Below are 22246 nucleotides of genomic sequence, written 5' to 3' on the forward strand. Positions count from 1 at the left end.
GATGAGTGCCTTCCGAGCCGTTCTCCCGCACATGAGAGAACTCACATGCGCAGGGCGGGGCATTTTCACGCTATGCTGAACCTGCGCGTCGGCGGGGGCCGTCGCGTTCGTCCTTCGAAGGGGTTCGAAGGATTCTCTGGGGGAATCGACGATTCAGGTCGTCGACATGTCAATTGCTGGGGGGCAAATGACTCTGCGAATCGGCTATGCCGCGGGTGCGTTCGACCTGTTTCACATCGGCCATCTCAATCTGCTTCGGCACGCCAAGTCCCAGTGCGACGTTCTCGTCGCCGGGGTCGTGAGCGATGAGATGCTGCGTTCGGTGAAGGGCATCGAGCCCTTCATCCCGACGTCGGAGCGCGTCGCGATCGTCCGGTCGCTGCGGTTCGTCGACCACGTGTACGTCGAGACCGTGCCCGACAAGATGGACGTCTGGCACGAAGTGGGCTTCACCCACTTCTTCAAGGGCGACGACTGGCGTGGCACGGAGAAGGGCATGCGCCTCGAGCGAGAGTTCGCCGAGGTCGGGGTGGAGGTCGTCTACTTCCCCTACACCGCCCATACCTCCAGCAGCCAGTTGCGCCGCGCGCTGGAAGCCGCCAGCAGCGCGAGCGACACCTTCGCCGCGCAGCCGCTGTCGGCCTAGCGCGGCACCACAGACTCGACGGCGCCGAGCAGCAGCCCTCTCCGCCTCCCCAACGCCTGGGCTCACCCCACTCGGCGCCGTCGACACCCGATCGGAAGGATCGGTCCTCCGCACGCTCCACACCGGTGCTCGCGAGGGGGACCGGTCCTTCCGTGTTTCCCGGGTGCGTCACAGCCCCGCACGGCCCGCACGAAGGACGCTAGAGCTCGCCCGGCTGCACCGCCTGCTCGTCGAGCTCGCGGGCGGCCTGTCGGCCGGCACTGGCCGGAGACGCGTTGCGCGGCGCGTAGACGACGAGCGAGTGGAACACGAAGCGGACGACGAAGGCGACGACGAGGGTGATCGCGGTCGCGACGACGGCGGAGAGGTGCCCCGTCTCGACCATGAAGGCGACGATGGGGATCCGCACCACCGCCTCGGCGTTGTTGAAGGCGAACGACTTCGCGAAACGGGACCACACCCCTGAGGCCTGGCCCCGCATGTCGGAGAAGACGAAGCGCTCGATGAGCAGGAAGTTCCCGACGATCGTGACCTCCGCCGCGACGATCGCGGCGATGAGATAGCCGACGCCCCAATGGGTGAGCGCCGCGACGATGCCGACGTTGAGCACGGCGCCGAGGCCACCGATGATCGCGAAGAGCGACATCTTGCCGAACCGGAGGGCGGCCAGTTGCGCGAGGAAGTGGATGCCCTGTCGCACCGACGCCTTGGACTCGCCCGCGTGCCGATCGGCGAAGTCGAACGGCACCTCGGCCACCCGGAAGGACCGACGGACCAGCATCTCGAGCAGGATCTTGAACCCGCGCGGGCGCAGCCCGTCGAGATCGACCGCGGCGCGCGACACGAGGAAGAAGCCGGTCATCGGGTCGGTGACATCGCGCAGCCGTACCGGGAACATCGCCTTCGTGATCGCTGTGGATGCCTTCGAGACGAGCACGCGAGTGCGGTCGGCCAGCCCGTGCGCCGTTCCCCCTCCCGCGTACCGCGACGCGACGACGACGTCGACATCGCCTTCGTCGAAGCGGGCGACCAGCTCGGGGATCTTCTCGGGCGGATGCTGGAGGTCGCCGTCCATCACCAGACAGGCATCGGCGGTGGCGGCGCGCAGCCCCTCCACGACCGCTCCGCCGAGTCCGCCGGTGCGTACGGTGCGGTGGATCAGCCGCACCGGGAGGGGGGCCTGCTCGGCGACGAGACGGACCACCTCGGGAGTGTCGTCGGTGCTGTCGTCGACGAAGATGATCTCCGCGGTCGTGCGGACGCCGCCGCCGGCACCATCCAGCGCTGCGGCGACACGACGCACGAGCTCCGCGACGTTCGGAGCCTCGTTGTACGTCGGCACGATGATCGACAGATCGATGACTATCCCCCGGGAGCGTGCTGGAGCAAGAGATCTATCGTCGCACGATCACCTGAGTCTTCGACGCCCCGTGTCCGCCTGCGGAGTCACCGACGACATCCGCAGGGCCGGGGAGGAGCCGAGAGCGCGAGAATAGAGGCATGACCTCCACCGAGAAGACCATCACGATGTTCGGCGCCGAGTGGTGCCGCGACTGCCGCCGGACCAAGGCACAGCTCGACGAGCTGGGCGTGGAGTACACCTACGTCGACCTGGAGGCGGAGCCGGCCGCCGCGGAGGTCGCCCGCGAGATCTCCGGCCGCACCAACATCCCCGTCGTCGTCTACCCCGATGCCACACACCACGTCGAGCCCAGCAACGACGACGTCGCCGCGAAGCTGAAGGAGCTCTCGCTGATCTGACCGAGAGTCCTTTCCGCACCGTCGGGCTTTCGTCCGCGCACGCTGCGACGGAACAGGGTCACGGGACGCCTCCCGCACGCGGGTTCGGGGCTGTCGGCGGGCGACACCCACGCCCTAGGCTGGCCGCCATGAGCGACGAGGCTCCTCCCCACCCGGCCGGCCTGGGCACCAGCGCAGACGACGATGCCCTGCCGAGGCGGACGGTGGCCCGTTATGCGGCCGGTTCCATCGGAACGGGAGGCTTCGCCACGCTGCCGGGGCTCGTCCTCACGTATTACCTCACCGACAATCTCGGGGTGACCGCGCTGTTGGCGGGTGTCATCGTCGCGGCGGCGAAGGTCTGGGACGTCGTGATCGATCCCGTGGTGGGTGCGCTGAGCGACACCGACAAGCACCGTCGCGGTACCCGGCGCCGAGGGATGCTCGTCGGCGCCTGCGCACTGCCGGTGCTTTTCGCCCTCACCTTCGCGGCGCCTCCGGCGATCGGGCCAGAAGCAGGCGCGATCTGGGTGTTCGTCGCGTTTTTGGCCACCGCCACCGCGTTCAGCCTGTTCCAGGTCCCCTACATCGCCCTGCCGGCGGAACTGACCGGCCGCTACGACGCGCGCACCCGGCTGCTCACATGGCGCGTGGTCGTCCTCACCTTCGCGATCCTGCTCTTCGGTGCGGGAGGGCCGGCGCTCCGACGCGTCACGGGCGACCCGACCACCGGATACCTCGTGATGGGGGTGGTGTCGGGTGTCGTGATCGGCGTCGGCATGCTGGTCGCCACGACGGTGGCCGGCCGTTCGGAACGATCGCGATCGGCCATGGCGGCCGCCGGGACGAGCGCCGCGGAGCGGGCCGAGCTGTTCGCCGAAGCCGTGGGCGAACACGCCGAGCGGCACCTGGGCGCCGACGCATCCACGCCCGGAGGGGGCGTGCGCGACAACTTCCGGGCGGCCGCGGAGACACTCCGTCGCAGCCAGCCGTTCCGCGCCCTTCTCACGACCTTCGTGCTGCAGGCACTGGCGACCGGGCTCATGCTGGCCGGCGCTCAATACCTGGCGACATGGGTGCTGCAGTCCGAGGACGCGGTGACGTTGCTGTTCGTCGCGTTGATCGCCCCGGCCCTCCTGGCGGCGCCGGCCTGGGGAGCGTGGGCGAGACGGGCCGGCAAGGAGCGGGTGTTCGCAGCCGCGAGCGTGCTGTTCGCGGCGGCGGCACTGTCCACCGTCGTCGCGCTCTGGGCGCCCGGCGCGTGGCTGTACGCGTCTGTCGCCGTCGCCGGCGTCGCGTACGCAGGAATGCAGTCGCTCCCGATGGCGATGCTGCCCGACGTGATCAGTCACGACGCCGCTCGACACGGGACCGGGCGCGCCGGAGCTTTCGGCGGCGTGTGGACGGCCGGGGAGACCACCGGCTTCGCCCTCGGCGCCACGGTGCTCACGGTCGTCCTGGCCGCCACGGGATACGTGGAACGCACCGCGGCCATGCTCGTCTGGCAGCCGCCGGCGGCGATCGCGGGCATCGTCCTGAGCTTCAGCGTCGTCCCCGCCGCCCTCGTGCTGGCGAGCCTGATCCCGCTCGCGCGGTACCGGCTCCGACGCGCGGACATCGAGTGACCGCTCCGAACGGCGGCCGCAGCCCCGGACGTAAGCTGAGACGACCGCCGCGAAGGAGAGCGCCGTGACCCCGGACACCCTGCCCCTGGAACGCCGCGAAGAGATCGACGCCGCCCTCGCCGCGGTGGCGAAGGGCGCGCGGACGTGGACGCTGCTCACCCTCGGTCAGCGCCGAACCCTCCTTCGACGCGTGCGCGCGTCCGTCGCCGCCGTCGCCGCCGAGTGGGCGGACGCCGCGGCGACGACGAAGGGCCTCCACGCCGGCCATCCGCTACGCGGCGAGGAGTGGCTCTCGGGACCGTACGCCGCGCTCGTCGCCCTCGATGCCTATGCCCGCTCGCTCGGCGCTCTCGCCGCCGGAGGCAGTCCGCTGGACGCCGTGACGTTCGGACGTGCCCCGGGAGATCGGACGGTCGTCCACACCTCCCCGCTCGACCTCACCGACCGGATCCTCCTCTCGGGCTACTCGACCGAGGTCTGGCTCCGGCCCGGTGTGACGCCCGGCCAGGCGCGACGGACGGCCGGACTCGGACAGCTCACCCCCACCACCACCGGCGGTATCGGCGTGGTGCTCGGGGCGGGGAACGTGAGCGCGATCCCCTTCCTCGATGTCCTGTACGAACTCCTCGCGCACAATCGCACCGTCGTGCTGAAGGTCAATCCGACGCAGGACGAGCTGATTCCTGTGTTCGCACGGGCGCTCGCCCCGCTCATCGAGCCGGGGTTCCTGCGGATCGTGCGCGGCGGCGGAGACGTGGGAGCGTACCTGACGCGCCATCCGTCCATCGCGCACGTCCACATCACCGGTTCGGAGGCGACGTTCCGCGCCATCGTCCCCGATCTGCGGGTTCCGATCTCGGCCGAGCTCGGCGGGGTCTCCCCGATCATCGTCGTCCCGGGGGAATGGTCGGCCGCCGACCTGCGCTTCCAGGCCGAACACGTCGTGACGATGCGACTGCACAACTCCGGTCACAACTGCATCGCCGGGCAGGTCGTGCTTCTGAGCGCCGACTGGCCGCAGCGGGACGACTTCCTCCGCGAACTGCGCGCCGCCTACGATCGTTCGCCGCAGCGAGAGGTCTGGTATCCCCGGAGCGAGCGCGCCCTCGACGCGGCCCGCGCCGATTACCCGGATGCCCTCTGGTGCGGCGACGGGACCCGCGCTCTCGTGGTGACCGACCCCGAGGGGGCCACGCCGCTGGAGACGACGGAGTACTTCTCCCCGGTGCTGGGCGTCGTCTCGCTGCCGGGCGGGGGACAGGCGTTCCTCGACGCGGCCGTCGCCCACGCCAACGAACGGCTCGTGGGGACCCTCGGCGCGAACGTGCTGATCGCGCCGGAGACCCAGCGCACGCTCGGAGCCGGATTCGAGCGGGCGATCGCGGAGCTTCGCTACGGCACGGTGGCCGTGAACGCCTGGACGGCCTTCGGCTTCCTCACCCCGACGGCCACGTGGGGAGCATTCCCCGGCGGGACGGTCGAGGATGCGCCGAGCGGGATCGGCGTGGTCCACAACGCGCTTCTTCTCGACGACGTCGAGCGCACGGTCGTTCGCGGGCCGTTCCGTCCCTTCCCCCGCTCGATCCGCACGGCATTGCGCGGCGGCGGGCTATCGGTGCTCCCGAAGCCGCCGTGGTTCGTGACGTCACGCACCGGCGCCGTGGTCAGCGAGGGCTTCACCCGCTTCCGCATCGATCGCGACCTGGCGCGGATGGCCCTCGTCCTGGCGCGGGCGTTCCGCGCCTGAGTCAGCGCCCGCCGCGGCGGCCGGCGCCGTTCTGACGCACGACCGACCCGACCATGAGCTTCCCGCCCTGCTGGCTGGCACGGCGGCCCGTGGTGCGAGCATTGCCCGACGGCGCGCCGGACGCCGCGGCGCCCGAGGCCCCGTGACGGCTGGATCCGTGAGCGGTGTCGGCGTGCCGCGGAGCGCGGTCGGTGCGAGCGCCGCCCGCCGTCTGCTCGTTCCGCGCCGGACGACGGCGACCGTTGTCGGTGGACGCACCGGCGGAGCGCTGGTCGTTCCGACCCCCGCGACCCCGACCATTGCCCGTTCCGCTGCCGGTGCCGGTGCCGTTCTCGCGGGCGGCGCGCTTGCGCTGGGCGTTGGCACCCTGGCTGCGTCCGCCGCCGCGCTGCGGCTGCGTCTTCGGGGCCGGCGTCACGTACGGCGCCACCTCGCCCACGAGGGCCGTGACCGCGGGAGAGTCCACCGTCACGGCGGTGGGCGTCACCGCGACGCCCGCCTTGCGGAGGAGATCCTTGACGTCCTTCTCCTGCCCGGGAAGGACGAGGGTGACGACCGAGCCTTCCGCCCCGGCACGCGCCGTGCGGCCCGAGCGGTGCAGGTACGCCTTGTGCTCCATGGGCGGGTCGACGTGGATGACGAGCTCGACCTCGTCGACGTGCACGCCGCGCGCCGCGACGTCGGTCGCCACGAGCACGCGTGCGGCCCCCGACGAGAACGCGGCGAGGTTGCGGTCGCGCTGCGGCTGCGAGAGGTTGCCGTGCAGGTCGACGGCGGGGATCCCCTGGGCCGTCAGCTGCTGCGCGAGCTTCTTGGCGTGATGCTTGGTGCGCATGAAGAGGATCCGGCGGCCCGTGCCCGAAGCGAGGGTGCGCACGAGCTCCTTCTTCGCGTCGGTTCCCTCGACGTGGAAGACATGGTGCGTCATGGCGGCGACGGGCGAGTTCGCCTCGTCGACCGAGTGGAGCACCTCGTTCTGGAGGAAGCGGCGCACGAGCTTGTCAACGCCGTTGTCCAGCGTCGCACTGAAGAGCAGTCGCTGGCCATCGCGGGGCGTCTTGTCCAGGATCCGGGTGACGGCCGGAAGGAACCCGAGGTCGGCCATGTGGTCGGCCTCGTCGATCACCGTGATCTCGACCGAGTCGAGCGTGAGATGACGCTGCTGGAGGAGGTCCTCGAGTCGGCCGGGGCAGGCCACCACGATGTCGACGCCGGCCTTCAGCGCCGCGACCTGACGGGTCTGGGTGACGCCGCCGAAGATCGTGGTGGTCTTCAAGCCATAGGCGGCGGCGAGGGGCTCGAGCGTCGCGTTGATCTGCGTGGCCAGCTCGCGGGTGGGAGCGAGGACGAGGCCCAGGATGCGACCGTGACGGCGAGCGCCGCCGGCGAGCGCTCCGCCGAGGCGCGCGGCCATCGGGATGGAGAACGCGAGGGTCTTCCCCGAGCCGGTCTTGCCGCGGCCGAGCACGTCGCGCCCGGCGAGCGTGTCGGGGAGGGTGTCGACCTGGATCGGGAAGGCCTCGGTCTTGCCGTCCTTCGCGAGGACGTCGAGGAGCGGAGCGGGCACGCCGAGCGTGCGGAAAGAGGTGTCAGTCATGAGAGTGTCTCTGGGCACGGAGGTGCCCGGTCGGTGGCCCGGGTGCGAACCGCACACGGGGTCGCCGTACGAAGAATGTCAGCCGACTTCGGTGCGGGACCGGCGGCGAGGGAAGCGTTCTACGACGCGAGAAGCACCAGGATCGGTGCTGCAAGTTCGTCCAGTCTATCAGTCGGCGCCGGACCCGAAGCGATCGGTGGCGGCACGGAGGGCCTGCGCGATCCCGGGCTCCGACGCGGAGTGTGACGCATCGGGGACGATCACGAGCTCGGCCTCGGGCCAGGCCCGGTGCAGATCCCACGCCGTCATGACCGGAGTGCACACGTCGTAGCGCCCCTGCACGATCACCGCGGGGATCCCTCGGAGCCGGGCGGCGTCCTCGATGAGCTGCCCCTCTCGGAACCAGCCGCCGTGGACGAAGTAGTGGTTCTCGATGCGCGCGAACGCCACCGCGGCGTCGGGAGCGGCCATCGAGGCGACGAGATCGGGATCGGGATGGAGCGTGAGCGTCGACGCCTCCCACGTGGTCCAGGCCACGCCCGCCGGACGGTGCACCGCGGGGTCAGGGTCGGTGAGGCGGCGGTGATACGCCTCGATCATCCGCGAGCGCTCGGTCACCGGGATCGGGGCGAGGAATCCCTCCCAGAGGTCGGGGAACAGCGCTGCCGCGCCACCTTCGTAGAACCACTCCAGTTCATGACGGCGGAGGGTGAACACCCCGCGGAGGACGAGCTCGCTGACCGCGTCGGGATGCGACTGGGCGTACGCGAGAGCGAGCGCACTCCCCCACGATCCGCCGAACACCTGCCACCGATCGATCGCGAGGTTCCGGCGGAGCAGGTCGATGTCGGCCACCAGGTGCCACGTCGTGTTGTGCCGGAGATCGGCGTCGGGTTCGCTCGCGTGAGGGGTGCTCCGGCCGCACCCGCGCTGATCGAAGAGGACGATGCGGTAGACCGCCGGGTCGAAGAAGCGCCGGTGCCACGGCGAGGTGCCCGCCCCCGGTCCGCCGTGGAGGAAGACGACCGGCTTGCCCTCGGGGTTGCCCGACTGTTCCCAGTAGACCCGCTGACCGTCGCCGACCAGCAGTTCACCGGTCTCGTAGGGTTCGAGGGGCGGGTAGAGGATCCCGTCGAGGTGGGGCGGACCGGCGAACCCGTCTCCGGCGCTCACAGGTCGCCTCCCGACACGCGGAACGCCGCATCGCAGGCCGCGGGACCGTCGTTCATCCCGGTCGTGAACCATCGCTGGCGTTGTTCGCTGGAACCGTGCGTCCAGCGCTCGGGATCGATGCGACCGGTCGTCTCCTGCTGGATGTGGTCATCACCGACGGTCGCGGCGGCGGCGAGCGCGTCGCGGATCTGCTCGGCGGTCGGCGGCTTCAGATACGGCACGCCGTTGGCGTCCTTCTGGTCCGCGGCTCCGGCCACCCAGGCGCCGGCGTAGCAGTCGGCCTGCAGCTCGGTCCGCACGCCGTTGCTGGCCGGCCCCGACCCGTTGGAGGGGTAGCGGTCGAAGACACCGGTGAGCTGCTGGAGGTGGTGGCCGTACTCGTGCGCGAGCACGTACAGCTGCGCGAGCGGACCGACCGTCGCGTCGAACTGGGACCCGAGGAGAGCGAAGAAGGTCGGATCGACGTAGATCGTCTCCTCCGGCGGGCAATAGAACGGACCGGTCGCGTTGGAAGCGGTGCCGCACTGCGTGGAGGTCTGCTGGTCGACGATGATCAGTTGGGCGGGGCGGTAGCCGTCCACCCGCTGCTCCCAGTAGGCGTCGATCGACTTCTGCCCGAACACGAGCCGGCAGTCGTCGCGCGCATTCGCATCGGCGCCGGTCTCGCAGTCCTGGACGACCGTCTCGCCCGCCTGCGGATCGCCACCGGACCCGTCGAGCCCCAGGAGCCCGCCGAGCTGCCCGCCCGTGAAGACGTTGATGAGGACGATCACGAGGCCGAGCACGCCGACCCCTCCCACGCCACCGGCGACCATGGTGCCCCGGCCCCTGCGGCGGGCCGTGGTTCCCCCCAGCTGCGCGTCGTCGTTGAACGTCATGCGGAACACGGTACCGCTCCGCCTCGACCTGCGGGCATAGGCTCGAATCATGGATGCCACCCCGCAGACACCGACCACCGTGACCGTGACCGGAGCGGGCGGACAGATCGGCTACGCGCTCCTGTTCCGCATCGCGTCGGGGGCGATGCTCGGCGCTGACCGCCCCGTGCGACTGCGGCTCCTGGAGATCCCGCAGGGGCTGCGCTCGGCGGAGGGCACCGCACTGGAGCTCCAGGACTGCGCCTTCCCCCTGCTGACCGACGTAGAGATCACCGATGATCCCTCGATCGCCTTCGCCGGCGCGAACATCGCCCTCCTCGTGGGGGCCCGTCCGCGCACCGCCGGGATGGAACGAGGAGATCTCCTCGCCGCGAACGCGGGGATCTTCGGCCCGCAGGGCGCCGCCCTGAACGCCCACGCCGCCGACGACATCCGGGTCGTCGTGGTCGGCAACCCCGCCAACACCAACGCGCTCATCGCCTCGGCGGCAGCCCCCGACATCCCCGCGGACCGCTTCGCCGCGCTCACCCGCCTCGACCACGACCGCGCGTCGGCACAGCTCGCCGCCGCCCTGGACGTCCCCGTGGCGGAGGTCACGAACCTCACCATCTGGGGAAACCACTCTGCGACGCAGTTCCCGGACGTGTCCCATGCCCGCGTCGCGGGCCGTCCCGCGTGGGAGGCGCTGTCGGACCGCTGGGGCGGGCCGGAGGCAGCTCTCGCCTGGTTGGACGACGAGTTCATCCCCCGCGTCGCGAAGCGCGGGGCCGAGATCATCGCGGTCCGCGGGTCGTCGTCGGCGGCCTCGGCGGCCAACGCGGCGATCTCCCACGTCCGCGACTCCGTGCTCGGCACCGGTGAGGGCTGGACCTCCGCTGCCCTCGTCTCGCGCGGCGAGTACGGCGTGCCCGACGGGCTCGTGTCGTCGTTCCCGGTGACCAGCGACGGCTCCGGCTTCCGCATCGTGGAGGGCCTGGAACTGGACGCCCGCGGTCGCGCGCGGCTGGAGACCTCGGTCGCGGAGCTCGCCGCGGAGCGCGATGCCGTGCGCGCGCTGGGCGTGCTCTGACCCGAAGACGCGGTCGCTGCCGCGGGTAGTCTCGCCCTGTGGAGATCCTGCTCGTCGTCCTGATCGGAGTCATCGCCGTCGCGGTGGTGACGGCGCTCGCCCAACGCCTGGGCGTGGCAGGTCCGCTTCTGCTGGTCGCCCTCGGCCTCGCCGTCGGCCTCCTCCCGTTCGTCCACTTCCCGGAGATCGATCCCGACCTGATCCTCATCGGCGTGCTGCCGCCGCTCCTGTACGCGGCGGCCGTGCGCCTGCCCGCGATCGAGTTCCGACGAGATTTCACGCCGATCGCCGGGCTCGCCATCGTGCTGGTGGTAGTGACGGCCCTGGTGCTGGGGTGGTTCTTCTCCCTCATCCTCCCGGGTGTCGGCTTCGCCCTCGGGGTCGCCCTGGGAGCCATCCTCAGCCCGACCGACGCCGTGGCCACCGGTATCGCCAAACGCCTCGGGATCTCGCCCCGCGTGACGACGATGCTCGAGGGTGAGAGCCTCCTCAACGATGCCACGGCCCTCGTGCTGCTGCGCACCGCCCTCCTCGCCGTGGCGGCGGGCTCGTTCTCCGTCGGCGGCGCGATCGGCAGCTTCGCGTGGGGGGTGCTCATCGCCGTCGTCGTCGGCGCGGTCCTGGGCCTGTGCGCGGTGCGGCTGCGATCGTGGGTGCGCAATTCCGCCGCGAGCACCGCTATCGGGTTCACGGTGCCGTTCCTCGCCTACCTCCCCACCGAGCATCTCGGGGGTTCCGGCCTCGTGGCCGCCGTCGTCGCCGGAATCGTCGCCGGCCAGGGGGCCCAGCGATGGTTCACTCCGGAGCAGCGACTGTCCGACGAGGTCAACTGGCGGACGGTCGAGCTGGTGCTCGAAGGCGGCATCTTCCTCATCATGGGGCTGGAGCTGGATCAGATCGTCACCGACGTTCAGCAACGTCACGAAGGGATCGCGCTGCCGACCGGCGCTGCCCTGGCAGCGCTCGCGATCGTTCTCCTGGTCCGCGCGGGCTATGTGTCCTTCCTCCTGTGGATCGGTCGCCTCCGCAGTCGCGGCCGCAGCCGCACCCGATTCGAGGCCATCGATGCGCGGCTCGACGAGATCGAAGCGTCGGGGTGGCCGGAGGCTCCGGCCGGGCGCGGGCGGCCAGGCGGACGGGAACGATCGGGCGGCCGGAAACGGCGGGCACCCGACGCCGCCCAGCGGGAGCGGCGTCTGTCATCGATGCGGGAGCGGGTCTCCCGGGCCCTCGCCGACCTCGACTACTACCAGGCGTCGCCGCTCGGATGGCGGCACGGCACGATCATCGTGTGGGCAGGCATGCGCGGTGTCGTCACGCTGGCCGCCGCCCAGACCATTCCCCGCACCGTGGAGACGCGGCCGGAGCTCGTCTACATCGCTTTCCTCGTGGCCCTCGTGAGCCTCATGCTCCAGGGCTTCACCCTGCCCTGGCTCGTGGGAGCTTTGGGACTGGAGCGATCGGGCGAGGGTGCGGTGGATCCGGAGGAGCAGGCACGCCTGGACTCGGAGCTCCGAGACGCCGCCGCTGCCGCGCTCTCCGACCCGCACCTGCGGCGCCGCGACGGCGAGACCTTCGATCCGCGCCTGCTCGAGAAGGTCGGCGCGCGATACACGGAACCACCCAGCGACGAGGCGTCGCTGTTCGTCGACGACCTGCTGGAACTGCGGCTGGCCATGATCGACGCGATGCGCGAGCGCCTGACGACGCTGAGCTCCGGCGGCGCGTTCAGCACGCGCGCCCTCCGGCACACCCTCGCCCAACTCGACGCCGACCAGCTCAGCCTCGAGCTTCGCCTGCGCGACGAGGACTGAGGAGCCGCGCCTCGCGGGAGCGGTGGGCGGGCGGTGGGGGCGGTGACCTGTACGGAGCGGTGACCTGTGCCAGAGTGAGTGCCGACGAGAATGCGGCGCACACCGTCCGCGAACGCCACTGACACGGGATCACCACCGAAGGAGCACGGATGACCACCCCCTCCGACGATCGCGCACCCGCCGACTACGCGGAGTCGATCTCGCTGCCGGCCACCACCGAAGCCGTGCCCGTCATCGTCTCGGGCACCGACTGGTGGGCGGCCCGGCCTGCCGGTTCCCGCCTGGTGGGCCTGGTCGTCGCGCGCGATGACCTGCCGAGCGTGATCGCGCAGCGCGACGCGCTCGCGCAGTTCGGCGTCCCGATCGAGGGCTTCCGGCATCCTGCCCCCGAGACCGGCGAGAGCTGGTCGGAGCGCCTCACCCGCCTGTTCGGTCGTCTGGAGTCGGGCGATGTCGTGGTCGTGGCCGACAAGCACGCCTTGGGCCGCGACGTCGACGAAGAGACGCGCACGATCACCGAGCTGCAACGGCGCGGCGTGATCGTCAAGGTGCTGGGGCACGGCCGGGCCTGACCGCTCCGACCCGAGCCGCCCGCGGCCGCCGTCCCCGCGCCCTCGCCCGCCCGCCCTGCTCGTGCCCGTGCACAACGGCGGACCGCACCCGGACACAACGGCGGACCGCGCCCGTGCACAACGGCGGACCTCACGGCCGACACGCCGCCCCCGAGCGCACGCACCACGGCGTGTCGCCCCTCCCATCCGCCACTGTGCACGACGACAGCCTCACCGCCGCGCCCGCGCACACCAGTGGGCCGCCACGCCGCGCCCGCACACACCAGCGGGCCTCACCGCCGCGCCCGTGCACACCAGCGGGCCTCACCGCCGCACCCGGACACAACGGCGGACCCCACGGCCGACACGCCGCCCCCGGCCGCGCGCACCACGGCGTGTCGCCGCTGGCATCCGCCGCTGTGCACGCCGGGCAACGGTCCACATCGGCACCACTGCACGCCGCGCGCGCCGGGGCGGCAGCGGCGGTCAGGGAGTGCAGGCGCGGGATTCGTCCCCGGTCATGCCGTCGGCGCGGCGGACGATGACGGCGATGCAGGTCGTTCCCGACGGATCGGCGGGAAGGGTGACGGTCTCGGTCTCGACGACGCCTTGGTCGCCCTCGCCGGTGAGGGTGTAGGGGTACCAGATGTAGCGGTCCCCCTCCTGCGGATCGGGATTGGTCCAGGTGAAGACGGCGTTCTTACCCTTGACCACCCCGGCGAGATCGGCGGGCACCGGAACGACGCCGCCGATGGGGTCTTGGGGCTTCACCTGCACGGGAGCGCTCGGTGTCGGTGTGGGCGCCGGTGCGAGGAGGCTACCCGCGGTGACAGCGCCGACGGCCACCACGACCACGGCCGCCGCGCCCAGCCCGATCCACAGACCGCGACGAGAACGCGGAACCGGCGCGCCCGGGGGCGCCGTCGGAGCGTGCGGGAGCGTCGTCGCCGTGTGGGCGGGCGGGGTGGGGGCGGTCGTCGCCGGCGGAGCGGTCGGGGCCGGCGACGCAGCGATCTGCCGGGGACTGACGATCGTCGCAGCCCCGTCGTCGACCGAGCCGCTCGGAGACCGCGCCACCGTGTCGTCGACGGGAACGGTGCTCGGCGCCGGCGGGGCGAACCGCTCCAGCCGCTCATGGGTGCGCCCTGCCGCCGGGACAGTCTGAGGATCGATGCTGACGATCCCCCGCACTCGGGTGAGCTCCCCCTCGTCGTCCTCTTCGTCGGCGGCATCGGGTGCATCGTCGAGGATGTCGATCGGGGTCACCGAATGCGACAGCTCGATCTGCACCTTCTGGAGCGCGCGCGCGAACGCCACCGCCGATTCGTACCGGTCGACGGGACGCTTCGACATCGCGCGGTCGAGGGCGTTCTGGAGCGAGAGCGGCACATCCGGCCGCGCGATCGGGGTGAGCGGCTGCGTCTCGATCCGCTGGATCAGCTCCGCCCCGCCGTTGCGGCCGCCCGGGACCTCGAAGGGTGACCGGCCCGCGAGCAGGGTGTACAGCGTCGCACCGAGTGCCCAGACGTCGGAGCGCACCGCGAAGTCCGGCACATCGGCGAACGACTCCGGCGGCGACCACGGGATGGACATGCCGGTGGACGGGTCGGCGCTGCCCGCCGTCGTGGCGATGCCGAAGTCGGTCAGCGCCGGCCGGTTGTACTCGGTCACGAGGATGTTGGCCGGCTTGATGTCGCGGTGCAGGATCCCCGCGCGGTGCGCCGTCTCGACGGCCGCCGCGACCTGGATCCCGATGCGCAGGGCTTCGGCGACCGACAGCGCTGCGGCACGGGAGCGCACCTGCAGGTTGGGTTTGGGACAGTACTCCATCGCCAAGTACGGACGATGGTCGTCGGAGACACCGGCCTGATAGATCGTGACGATCGCGGGATGGGTCGACAGCAACGCCATGACGTTCGCTTCAGCGGCGAACTGCTCGGCCGATCCTCCCGCCATCTTCTCGGGCAGGAGCACCTTGACCGCCACCTTGCGGCGCGGGAGGTGCTGTTCGAACAGGTAGACGTCGGCGAATCCGCCCGACCCGAGGACCTCGAGGAACGTGAAGCCCGGCAGCTGCGGCGGCGGGGCGGGTGATCGCTTGGTGCTCACGGAAGATCCTCGAAGGTCACGGTGATGCCGTCGCCGAGGTCGAGCACATCGCCGGTGACGACCATCGTGGGCTCGTTCGGGTGCAGCCGGACCGGGTCCTGTCCGCCACGACGAAGGACCGTGCCGTTGGTCGTGGCGAGGTCCGTGACGAGCACATGCTCGCCCTCGGCACGGATCTCCACGTGGCTGCGAGAGATGTCGCCCTCGGCGCTCTCGACCGCGACGAGGAGAGGCAGTTCGGAGCTCGACGCGCGGGTGGACCGGGGCCGCCGCCCGATGACCACCGGCCGTTCCAGTTCGACCACGCGACCGGTGGACAAGCGGATGCGGCCCTGCGCGGGCTGACGCGGCGGCACGTCGCTCACGGGCTCGAATGATGCGGCCCCGTTCGCGGCGGCACGCAGCGCCCGCGCCTGAGCGACCGAAACGGTCTCCCCGTCGTGATCACCGGCCACCGGCGCAGGAACGGGCGCGACCTCTCCGGGCGTCCGCAGCGGCGCTCGGGCGATGGTCGCCGCCCAGGAGCCGGCGTCTCCGCGGGGCGCGGCGATCGTGCTGTCATCGGCGAGGTCTCCGGGCGCGTCTTCGGCGGGATGCTGCGTCGTCGCGGGGATCCAGGTGTCGCTGCCGGCGGGCTCGGATATCTCCGAGGGAACGGCTGACGCCGGCTGATCCGTGTCGGACGCCGGCGGAAGCGTCGGGGGCACGGGCGGCGTCCCCGCAATCGGGGGCAGCGACGGGGGTGCCGGCGATGCCGCGGGAGCCTGCGGCGTGAGACCGTGACGGAGGGGCCCGGGTGCCGCCGGCGGGCCCGCGGGGGGAGGGGCGGTCGGTGACGACTCGGTCGCCGACGCGGGGGCCGGTTCGGGAGTCGCTGCGACGGGACGGACCCCGGCAGTGAGCACGAGGCCGCTCACCGGGACGACGCCGGAGGCGATCGGGAGCGACAGGCTCTCGTCGTGATCGCCCGCGAACGACACCCGCGCACGACCGGCGCGCGGGACGGTCCGCTCCGCCCACGTCGCGACGCCGCGCCCGGACACCTCCACCGCGCCGTCGGGGCCCTCCATCAGCACATCGACGGGGCCACGAACCGCGACGCGGATGCCGTCCTCCTCGGAGATGACGAGGGCGAAGGAGGGGATGGCCGTCAGGGACGTTCCGAAGGCACCGGTCAGCGCCTCCACGAGCGCCCCGATCCCGCCGCCGTCCAGGCGCCGCCACACCGCCTCCGCCGTCTGCGGAGTGACGGAGGCCGCCAGGACGGCGACGGCGTCGGGGGTGACGGCGGCGACCCAGGCGCCGCCCGCGTCCGATCCGTCGGCCGGGATGAATCGGATCTCAGCCATGTGCGGCGCCTCCTCGGCGATCATCGGCCGCGAGGGCTGCGCGCGCAGCCGTCGGACGGGTGTCGGCATCGATCTCGTCGCGCGCCGGTGCCGGAGCCGTATCGCACGGGACGTCGTCGTGACCGGCGACCGAGACGGCATCGACGACGACCACCGTGATGTTGTCACGGCCGCCCCGGAGCATCGCCTCGTGGACCAGCCGGGTCGCCGCCTCTTGCGGATCGGCGGTCTCCTGCAGCACCCGCAGCAGCCGCGCACTGTCGAGCTCACCCGAGAGGCCGTCGGAACAGACGAGCATGCGGTCGCCGGGCTCCGCCGGGACGAGCCAGAAGTCGGGTTCCCCGTCGCTTCCCGCCCCGATGGCGCGCGTGATCTCGTTGCGGCGACGGTCGACCGCGGCGGCGGCGACATCGAGCTCGCCCGCGTCGATGAGCTCCTGCACGACGGAATGGTCGACGCTGATCTGCTCGAGCTCGCCGTCGGCCATGCGGTAGGTGCGGGAGTCGCCCACATTGACGGTGAGCCAGTACCCCGCGCCGCCGATGTCTGCCACGACGACGCCGCTGAGAGTCGTCCCCGCCGCGCGCACCGCGCCTCCGGCCCCGCCGACGACGAGTGCCTCCACCCGCGCACGCGCGCGGGCCAGCGCGGCGCGGACATCGTCGATGCCCACGCTCACAGCGCCGACGAGGGCACCGAACTCCTCCACGACGGCGGCGCTGGCCGCCGCACCCGCGTCGTGGCCGCCCATGCCGTCGGCGACGAGGAACAGCGGAGAGGCCGCCAGATACGAGTCCTCATTCACCTGACGGCGCAGCCCCGGGTGCGTCGCGGCTCCGAAGGCGACCGCGATGGGAGAGTCCGCCATCACACCCCCTCGACGCTGGCCCGACGATCACCGAACTCCAGGATGTCACCTGCGCGCAGGATCCACCGCTCCCCCGGGGCGATGTGATGCCGCTCCGCCCCGCGGACGATCTCGCAGCCGTTGGTCGATCCGGTGTCGGCGATCCACGCCGCCCCGCGCTCGCCGCCGACCGCGAGGTGGGTCCGGGAGAGCGTCAGCGTCTCGTCGCGCACGGCGACTGCCCGCCACCCGGGGACGGCGTCGGGGTTGCGGCCGAAGACCGTCGGGGCGTGCACGACGTGCCGGACGCCGTCGTCCCACACGAGGGTGAGAAGCGGCGGCGGGCCGAAGCCGGGCACCCCGCGGATGACGTCGCCCACGTCGGCGACGGACATCGATGCCGCGGCGCGTGGCGCCGACTCACTCGGGACGGTGTCTTCGATGACAGCGGTCACGACGGCCTCCTCCACCGGAGCGAACGCACGCTCAGCCGGGCGGTGAGGCGTCGCCACCACGGCGTGCGCTGCTTCATCCCGCCCACGATCGCGTCGACCTCGCGCCAGAACGCCTCGACGTCTTCCGGAGTGGGATCGCCCGGACCGTACACGTCGGCGTCCGCTCGACGGGCGAGGGGCTCCACGCGCGGCTCTTCGAATGCGGTGCCCACGACGGCGGCGCTCTCGGCTCGCGTCGCTCCCGCGGCCACCGGTGTGCGCAGGTCGAGGGCGTTGTCGACCAGCTCGTCCCAGCCGCCGGAGATGCGGTCGGCGGTGCGGGGCGCCGACCGTCGACGCGCCCGACGCGCGCCCTTGATGAATCCGAGGACGATGAAGGGGGCCATGAGGACCGCGATCACGCCCAGGCCGATCCCGCCGTACACGAGCAGGGGGCCGAGCCAGTCGAATCCGGCGTCCTCGTCGTCCTTCTGATCGCGTTCGTCGGCGATCGTCGGCGGGAGGTCGGCCGGTTCCTGAGCGGGCGGCGGCGGCTGCAGCACCTGCGGCTTGGGATTGGCGTGCGGCTGCGTGTTCTGGTCGTTGGGCTCGTTGTCCTCATCCGGCGTCGGGTCGAAGGGAACCCAGCCGAAGCCGTCGAAGGCCACCTCGACCCACGCGTGGAGGTTGTCGCCGGTGGCGGTGAAGGCGCCGGCGGTCGGCTGCTCGTCGTCCTCGCCGGGGTACCAGCCCATCACCACGCGCGCCGGAATGCCGAGCTGGCGCGCCATGAGCGCCATCGCGACGGCGTACTGCTCGTCGTCGCCGATCATCTGCTCACCGGCGAACATCATCGAGATGCGGGCCGAGCCGTGCCCGGACGGGGAGTAGGGGTCGTCGGCGAGGCCGTGGCTGAAGTAGCCGTCGTTGTGCAGCCAATCCTGCAGGGCGCGCACCCGCTGGATCGGCGTCTCGGCCTCACCCAGCTCCTCCGCGGCGATCTTGGACAGCGACTCGGGCACCCCGGCCTGCTTCGGCATCTTGACGGGGGCGAACGCGGCGTCGGCCAGCTGGGCATCGCTGGGCGGCTCGGCGACGACCGTGCTCATCGTGTACGCGTCGCCGTCGGCGAGGCCCGCCGTGACCACCCCGGTGCCGGTCGCGTCGTTGTAGTGGGCGGTGCGGCGAAGCTCGGCCGCCCGATCGCCGTCGAACGTGATCTCCCGCACCGCGCCGACGTCCGGCAGCCAGACGCCACCCAGCTCGCCGATGTCCACTCGGACCTCGGCGACCTCTCCGCGCGCCCCGGGCGACATGTTGGAGCGCACCGGACGGAAGGCGCTGGAGGTGCCGGCTCCCTCGTTGGAGACGTTGTAGACCACACCGTTGTAGGCGTCCATCGTGGCCAGGCGCACACGGGCCTCGTCGGGAAGCCCCGTGACCGTGAACAGCGTGGAGTCGGCGTCGTCGCGAATGATCCCCCGCCATGCCTGCAAGGGACTCGGGTACTCGTGGATGTCGAAGGGCGGCACGACGAAATCGCGCAGCACGTAGCGCTGCGTCGGGGTCTCGGCGAGCGCCGCGGTGGCGACCCCTGCGCCGGCCGCGATGGCGAGGACGGCGCCGCCGGCGATGAGTCGTCGCGCACGGAGCGGGCGCGACGGGGTGGCGGCCGGGTTGTCGACCCGTTGCGCAGCAGAGTCGGCGTCCCAGGTCTGGCGCAGGGCGAGCCACACGATCGCGATGGCGGCGAAGACGACGCCCTGGACGATCGGAGCGGCCGGCTCTGCGGCACCGAGGAGGATCTCCAGCGCGGTCACCGCGAGGGTGGGAACGAGCGCCCACGCCGCCGGGCGGACGCGGAGCGCGAGCGATCCGGCGATCACCGCGCCGACGAGGACGAGCAGGAACGGCACGACGAGGTGTCCGTCGGAGGCCGCGACGGGCGGCACGGTGGTGAGCAGGTTCTTGAACGAGGTGACGCTGCCGAGCGCCAGCTGACGCCAGGTCTCCAGGGTGGGGATGACCCCCAGGAGCGTGGTGTGGGGGAGCGCGAGCGCGCCGCCGAACAGGAAGTAGGCCGCCACGGTGAGGCCCGCCACCGGCAGCACCCCCCAGCGCTGCCAGGCGCCGACCCAGGCGATGGCGCTTCCGAGGACCACGGCACCGAAGCCCGCCACGAGGTAGCCGGCGCCGTCGAACGTGGGGCCCCAGCCGATGATGCCGACGGCGAGAAGGGCGGCGACCGCGCCGAGGTCGATCGCGGTGCGGAGGGTGAGCTCGGCGCGGGCCCCCGCGAGGAGGCGGCCGAGCCGGCTCTCGGGGACGGGGGCGCTCACGACAGCACCTTTCGCACGGCCCGCGGGAGCTGATCGAGCGTCCCGAGGGTGACGACGTCGGCATCGGCGACGCGGCGGAGGGTCGGTGCGTCGACGCGGAGATCGGCGATCACCGCGAGCACCCGCACTCCATAGGGCAACCGCGCGCACGCCTGGCGGAGGGCCGCGGCGTCGACGGCCGATCCCGTCACGATCACCGCCACCGCGGCATCGGGCGTCTGGGTCGCCATCGCACCGGCCAGTGAGACCACGCCGCCCTCCCGCGGGCGGGAATGCTCCAGGCCGGCCAGCGCATCGAGGAAGCGACGCCCGGTGTCGGCACGGAGTGCGCCGCGCTGCACGCGGGCGTCGAGGACGCGCGAGTCGCGGAGGGCCCGAAGACCCACGGACGCCGCGACCGAGATCGCCAGCTCGAACTCGTCGGGCTCGCGGTACTCGTCGGGAGTGGTCGACAGCCCCACGACGAAGTGGGAGCGCCGCGTCTGCTCGTACTGACGCACCATGACGTCGCCGGTGCGCGCCGTGGACTTCCAGTGCACGTGGCGGAGGTCATCGCCGGGCTGATACTCCCGCAGCGCGTGGAACGAGACGTCGTCGCGCTCCAGCTGCTGCACCGGAAGACCCTCCAGGTCGCGGAGGTGACCGAGCGAGAGACCATCGAGGGAGTTCGTGCGGGGGTGGACGAAGAGGTCGACGGCCTGACGGCGGTCGTGGGTGCGCTCGAAGAGCCCCAGCGGGTCGCCGCGGAGAACGCTGACAGGGCCCACGGCCAGCACCCCACGGGTGGAGGTGGGGATCGCGAACAGCTCCTCGTGCGTCTCTCCCGCTGCCAGCCGCGGCACGTCGAAGACGCCGCGGCCGGAGCCGACGGGCAGCACGACCTCCGAGGGCAGCAGTGCACGAGAGGTGGCGTTGGTGAGGGTCAGTCCGCCGACGGCCCGCTCGCCCACGACCACGCGCGTGCGCGTGAGGTCCAAGCCGATCTCGTACGCGGTGCGACCGAAGAGGAACGGGATGCTCACGGCGATCACGACGGTCACGACGGCAGCACCCACGAGCGCCTCGTCCCACCCGTAGGCGAACGCGGCGAACCACAGGATCACCGCGAGGGCGAGGGCGACCCACCCGAGCGGACGGATCACGGCCGCCACGCGGCCGACGGCGCCCCGGGCGACGCGCCACCATCCGCCCAGACGCTCCTGCCAGACCGGCGGGAGCCAGGTGGACGGCACGAGCCACTGCCGGCGCGGAGGCACCGCGCGGGCAGGCTCCGCGACGGCGACATCGTCGGGCACGGCGGACGGCCGGGACTCGTCGAGCCCCGGCGTCACGTGGTCCCGCGTGGTGGTCATCAGGCCGATGCCCTCGCCAGCGGGGCGTCGACGGCGGTGAGCGCGTTCTGGATGACCTTCTCGGCCGAGACACCCGAGAACTCCGCCTCCGGGTCGAGGACGAGACGGTGGGCCCACACCGGCACGGCGAGCGCCTTGATGTCGTCGGGGATCACGAAGTGTCGTCCCTGGGCGGCGGCGTACACCTTCGCGATCCGCATCATCGAGATCGCTCCGCGCACCGACACCCCCAGGCGCGCTGCCTCGTCGTCACGCGTGGCCTCCACCAGCTGCGCGGAGTAGCGCGCGACGGCCGGGTCGATGTGCGCCGTCGCGGCGAGATCGGCCATGTCGGCGACGGCGGAGGTCGTGATGACGGGGCGGAGCCCGGCCGACGGGTTGCGGTCGACGGCACCGGCGAGGATCCGCTCGGCGACAGCCAGCGACGGGTAGCCGATCGAGGTCTTCACCATGAAGCGGTCGAGCTGGGCCTCGGGGAGTTTGTAGGTGCCCGCCTGCTCGATCGGGTTCTGCGTGGCGATCACGAGGAACGGACGGCCCACCTCGTGCGCCACGCCGTCGACCGTCACCCGCGACTCCTCCATGACCTCCAGGAGCGCCGACTGCGTCTTGGGGGACGCGCGGTTGATCTCGTCGGCGAGGACGATCGAGGCGAACACCGGCCCCTTGTGGAAGGCGAACGTGTGATTCTGCTGGTCGTAGATGGTGACGCCGGTGACGTCGGAGGGCAGCAGGTCGGGCGTGAACTGGATACGGTTCGACGTGCCCTGGACGCTCGCGGCGAGCGCCTTGGCGAGGCTCGTCTTTCCGGTTCCCGGCGCGTCCTCGAGGAGCACGTGGCCCTCCGCGAGCATCGCCGACAGCACCAGCCCGACGACTTCGCGCTTGCCCATCAGTGCCTGGTCGACGTTGTCGACGAGGCGTGCGAAGGTCTCACGGAACCAGGCCGCCTGCTCGGGGGTCATGCTCATGTTGT

The 22246-nt window shown here is 71.9% G+C and carries 18 protein-coding genes; 7 read left to right on the forward strand and 11 right to left on the reverse strand.

The window, feature by feature from the left end:
* Window positions 1–187: 187 nt before the first annotated feature.
* Window positions 188–646: an adenylyltransferase/cytidyltransferase family protein gene (locus AVP41_RS11450; RefSeq protein WP_067164425.1), complete on the forward strand. Its 459-nt coding sequence runs from the start codon at window positions 188–190 to the stop codon at window positions 644–646.
* Window positions 647–845: 199 nt separating this feature from the next.
* Here AVP41_RS11450 and AVP41_RS11455 read toward each other — a convergent pair whose 3' ends face one another.
* Complete coding sequence (locus AVP41_RS11455) at window positions 846–2006, reverse strand: glycosyltransferase (protein WP_067164426.1); 1161 nt, start codon at window positions 2004–2006, stop codon at window positions 846–848.
* A gap of 140 nt (window positions 2007–2146) precedes the next feature.
* On the opposite strand from AVP41_RS11455, the gene AVP41_RS11460 reads away from it, so the two are divergent.
* The 3 genes from AVP41_RS11460 to AVP41_RS11470 all read left to right on the forward strand — a co-directional run bounded on the left by AVP41_RS11460 (window position 2147) and on the right by AVP41_RS11470 (window position 5758).
* Complete coding sequence (locus AVP41_RS11460; protein WP_067164427.1) at window positions 2147–2407, forward strand: glutaredoxin family protein; 261 nt, start codon at window positions 2147–2149, stop codon at window positions 2405–2407.
* Between the two features lie 128 nt (window positions 2408–2535).
* Window positions 2536–4011, forward strand: a complete 1476-nt coding sequence (locus tag AVP41_RS11465; protein WP_067164430.1) for an MFS transporter — start codon at window positions 2536–2538, stop codon at window positions 4009–4011.
* A 64-nt stretch (window positions 4012–4075) separates the two neighbouring features.
* Window positions 4076–5758, forward strand: coding sequence for an aldehyde dehydrogenase family protein (locus AVP41_RS11470; RefSeq protein WP_067164433.1), 1683 nt, complete (start codon window positions 4076–4078; stop codon window positions 5756–5758).
* A 1-nt stretch (window position 5759) separates the two neighbouring features.
* Here AVP41_RS11470 and AVP41_RS11475 read toward each other — a convergent pair whose 3' ends face one another.
* The 3 genes from AVP41_RS11475 to ypfJ form a co-directional block, all read right to left on the reverse strand.
* Window positions 5760–7355 (reverse strand): DEAD/DEAH box helicase, encoded by a 1596-nt coding sequence (locus AVP41_RS11475; protein ID WP_067164435.1) that lies wholly within the window; start codon window positions 7353–7355, stop codon window positions 5760–5762.
* 168 nt (window positions 7356–7523) lie between these two features.
* The gene (gene pip, locus AVP41_RS11480; protein ID WP_231902738.1) at window positions 7524–8528 is read right to left on the reverse strand and encodes a prolyl aminopeptidase; all 1005 of its coding nucleotides are present in this window, start codon (window positions 8526–8528) and stop codon (window positions 7524–7526) included.
* The gene (gene ypfJ / locus AVP41_RS11485; protein ID WP_067165876.1) at window positions 8525–9406 is read right to left on the reverse strand and encodes a KPN_02809 family neutral zinc metallopeptidase; all 882 of its coding nucleotides are present in this window, start codon (window positions 9404–9406) and stop codon (window positions 8525–8527) included. Before ypfJ ends, pip begins: the two co-directional genes overlap by 4 nt.
* 49 nt (window positions 9407–9455) lie before the next feature.
* Here ypfJ and AVP41_RS11490 point away from each other — a divergent pair, with 49 nt between their 5' ends.
* The 3 genes from AVP41_RS11490 (at window position 9456) to AVP41_RS11500 (ending at window position 12861) form a co-directional block, all read left to right on the forward strand.
* Window positions 9456–10475 (forward strand): malate dehydrogenase, encoded by a 1020-nt coding sequence (locus AVP41_RS11490; protein ID WP_067164437.1) that lies wholly within the window; start codon window positions 9456–9458, stop codon window positions 10473–10475.
* 38 nt (window positions 10476–10513) lie between these two features.
* Window positions 10514–12289, forward strand: a complete 1776-nt coding sequence (locus tag AVP41_RS11495) for a cation:proton antiporter (RefSeq protein WP_067164439.1) — start codon at window positions 10514–10516, stop codon at window positions 12287–12289.
* 149 nt (window positions 12290–12438) lie between these two features.
* Window positions 12439–12861: a recombinase family protein gene (locus AVP41_RS11500; RefSeq protein WP_067164442.1), complete on the forward strand. Its 423-nt coding sequence runs from the start codon at window positions 12439–12441 to the stop codon at window positions 12859–12861.
* Between the two features lie 465 nt (window positions 12862–13326).
* Here the strand turns inward: AVP41_RS11500 and AVP41_RS11505 are convergent, their stop codons facing one another.
* The 7 genes from AVP41_RS11505 to AVP41_RS11535 are packed head-to-tail and all read right to left on the reverse strand — an operon-like array spanning window position 13327 to window position 22241.
* Entirely contained in the window at window positions 13327–14949 is a 1623-nt protein-coding gene (locus AVP41_RS11505; RefSeq protein ID WP_067164444.1) for a serine/threonine-protein kinase, read from the reverse strand.
* Entirely contained in the window at window positions 14946–16298 is a 1353-nt protein-coding gene (locus tag AVP41_RS11510) for an FHA domain-containing protein (protein WP_067165879.1), read from the reverse strand. The genes AVP41_RS11505 and AVP41_RS11510 overlap by 4 nt, the downstream gene beginning before the upstream one ends.
* Window positions 16291–17166, reverse strand: coding sequence for a PP2C family protein-serine/threonine phosphatase (locus tag AVP41_RS11515; RefSeq protein WP_067164446.1), 876 nt, complete (start codon window positions 17164–17166; stop codon window positions 16291–16293). Before AVP41_RS11515 ends, AVP41_RS11510 begins: the two co-directional genes overlap by 8 nt.
* On the reverse strand, window positions 17166–17600 hold the full coding sequence (locus AVP41_RS11520; protein ID WP_157532466.1) for an FHA domain-containing protein: 435 nt from the start codon (window positions 17598–17600) through the stop codon (window positions 17166–17168). Before AVP41_RS11520 ends, AVP41_RS11515 begins: the two co-directional genes overlap by 1 nt.
* Window positions 17597–19918, reverse strand: a complete 2322-nt coding sequence (locus AVP41_RS11525; RefSeq protein ID WP_067164450.1) for a transglutaminase-like domain-containing protein — start codon at window positions 19916–19918, stop codon at window positions 17597–17599. Before AVP41_RS11525 ends, AVP41_RS11520 begins: the two co-directional genes overlap by 4 nt.
* Window positions 19915–21270: a DUF58 domain-containing protein gene (locus AVP41_RS11530; RefSeq protein WP_082829175.1), complete on the reverse strand. Its 1356-nt coding sequence runs from the start codon at window positions 21268–21270 to the stop codon at window positions 19915–19917. Before AVP41_RS11530 ends, AVP41_RS11525 begins: the two co-directional genes overlap by 4 nt.
* Window positions 21270–22241 (reverse strand): AAA family ATPase, encoded by a 972-nt coding sequence (locus AVP41_RS11535; protein ID WP_067164452.1) that lies wholly within the window; start codon window positions 22239–22241, stop codon window positions 21270–21272. Before AVP41_RS11535 ends, AVP41_RS11530 begins: the two co-directional genes overlap by 1 nt.
* Window positions 22242–22246 lie beyond the last annotated feature (5 nt).

The organism is Microbacterium sp. TNHR37B (genome assembly GCF_001620065.1).
Classification (GTDB): Bacteria; Actinomycetota; Actinomycetes; order Actinomycetales; family Microbacteriaceae; genus Microbacterium.

Bases quoted from the DNA above. Each gene is read 5' to 3' on its own strand.
- AVP41_RS11490 (WP_067164437.1), top strand. From the start codon at position 9,456: ATGGATGCCACCCCGCAGACACCGACCACCGTGACCGTGACCGGAGCG.
- AVP41_RS11510 (WP_067165879.1), bottom strand. From the start codon at position 16,298: ATGGCTGAGATCCGATTCATCCCGGCCGACGGATCGGACGCGGGCGGC.
- ypfJ (WP_067165876.1), bottom strand. From the start codon at position 9,406: ATGACGTTCAACGACGACGCGCAGCTGGGGGGAACCACGGCCCGCCGC.
- AVP41_RS11465 (WP_067164430.1), top strand. From the start codon at position 2,536: ATGAGCGACGAGGCTCCTCCCCACCCGGCCGGCCTGGGCACCAGCGCA.
- AVP41_RS11530 (WP_082829175.1), bottom strand. From the start codon at position 21,270: ATGACCACCACGCGGGACCACGTGACGCCGGGGCTCGACGAGTCCCGG.
- AVP41_RS11515 (WP_067164446.1), bottom strand. From the start codon at position 17,166: ATGGCGGACTCTCCCATCGCGGTCGCCTTCGGAGCCGCGACGCACCCG.
- AVP41_RS11450 (WP_067164425.1), top strand. From the start codon at position 188: ATGACTCTGCGAATCGGCTATGCCGCGGGTGCGTTCGACCTGTTTCAC.
- AVP41_RS11460 (WP_067164427.1), top strand. From the start codon at position 2,147: ATGACCTCCACCGAGAAGACCATCACGATGTTCGGCGCCGAGTGGTGC.
- AVP41_RS11500 (WP_067164442.1), top strand. From the start codon at position 12,439: ATGACCACCCCCTCCGACGATCGCGCACCCGCCGACTACGCGGAGTCG.
- AVP41_RS11475 (WP_067164435.1), bottom strand. From the start codon at position 7,355: ATGACTGACACCTCTTTCCGCACGCTCGGCGTGCCCGCTCCGCTCCTC.
- AVP41_RS11535 (WP_067164452.1), bottom strand. From the start codon at position 22,241: ATGAGCATGACCCCCGAGCAGGCGGCCTGGTTCCGTGAGACCTTCGCA.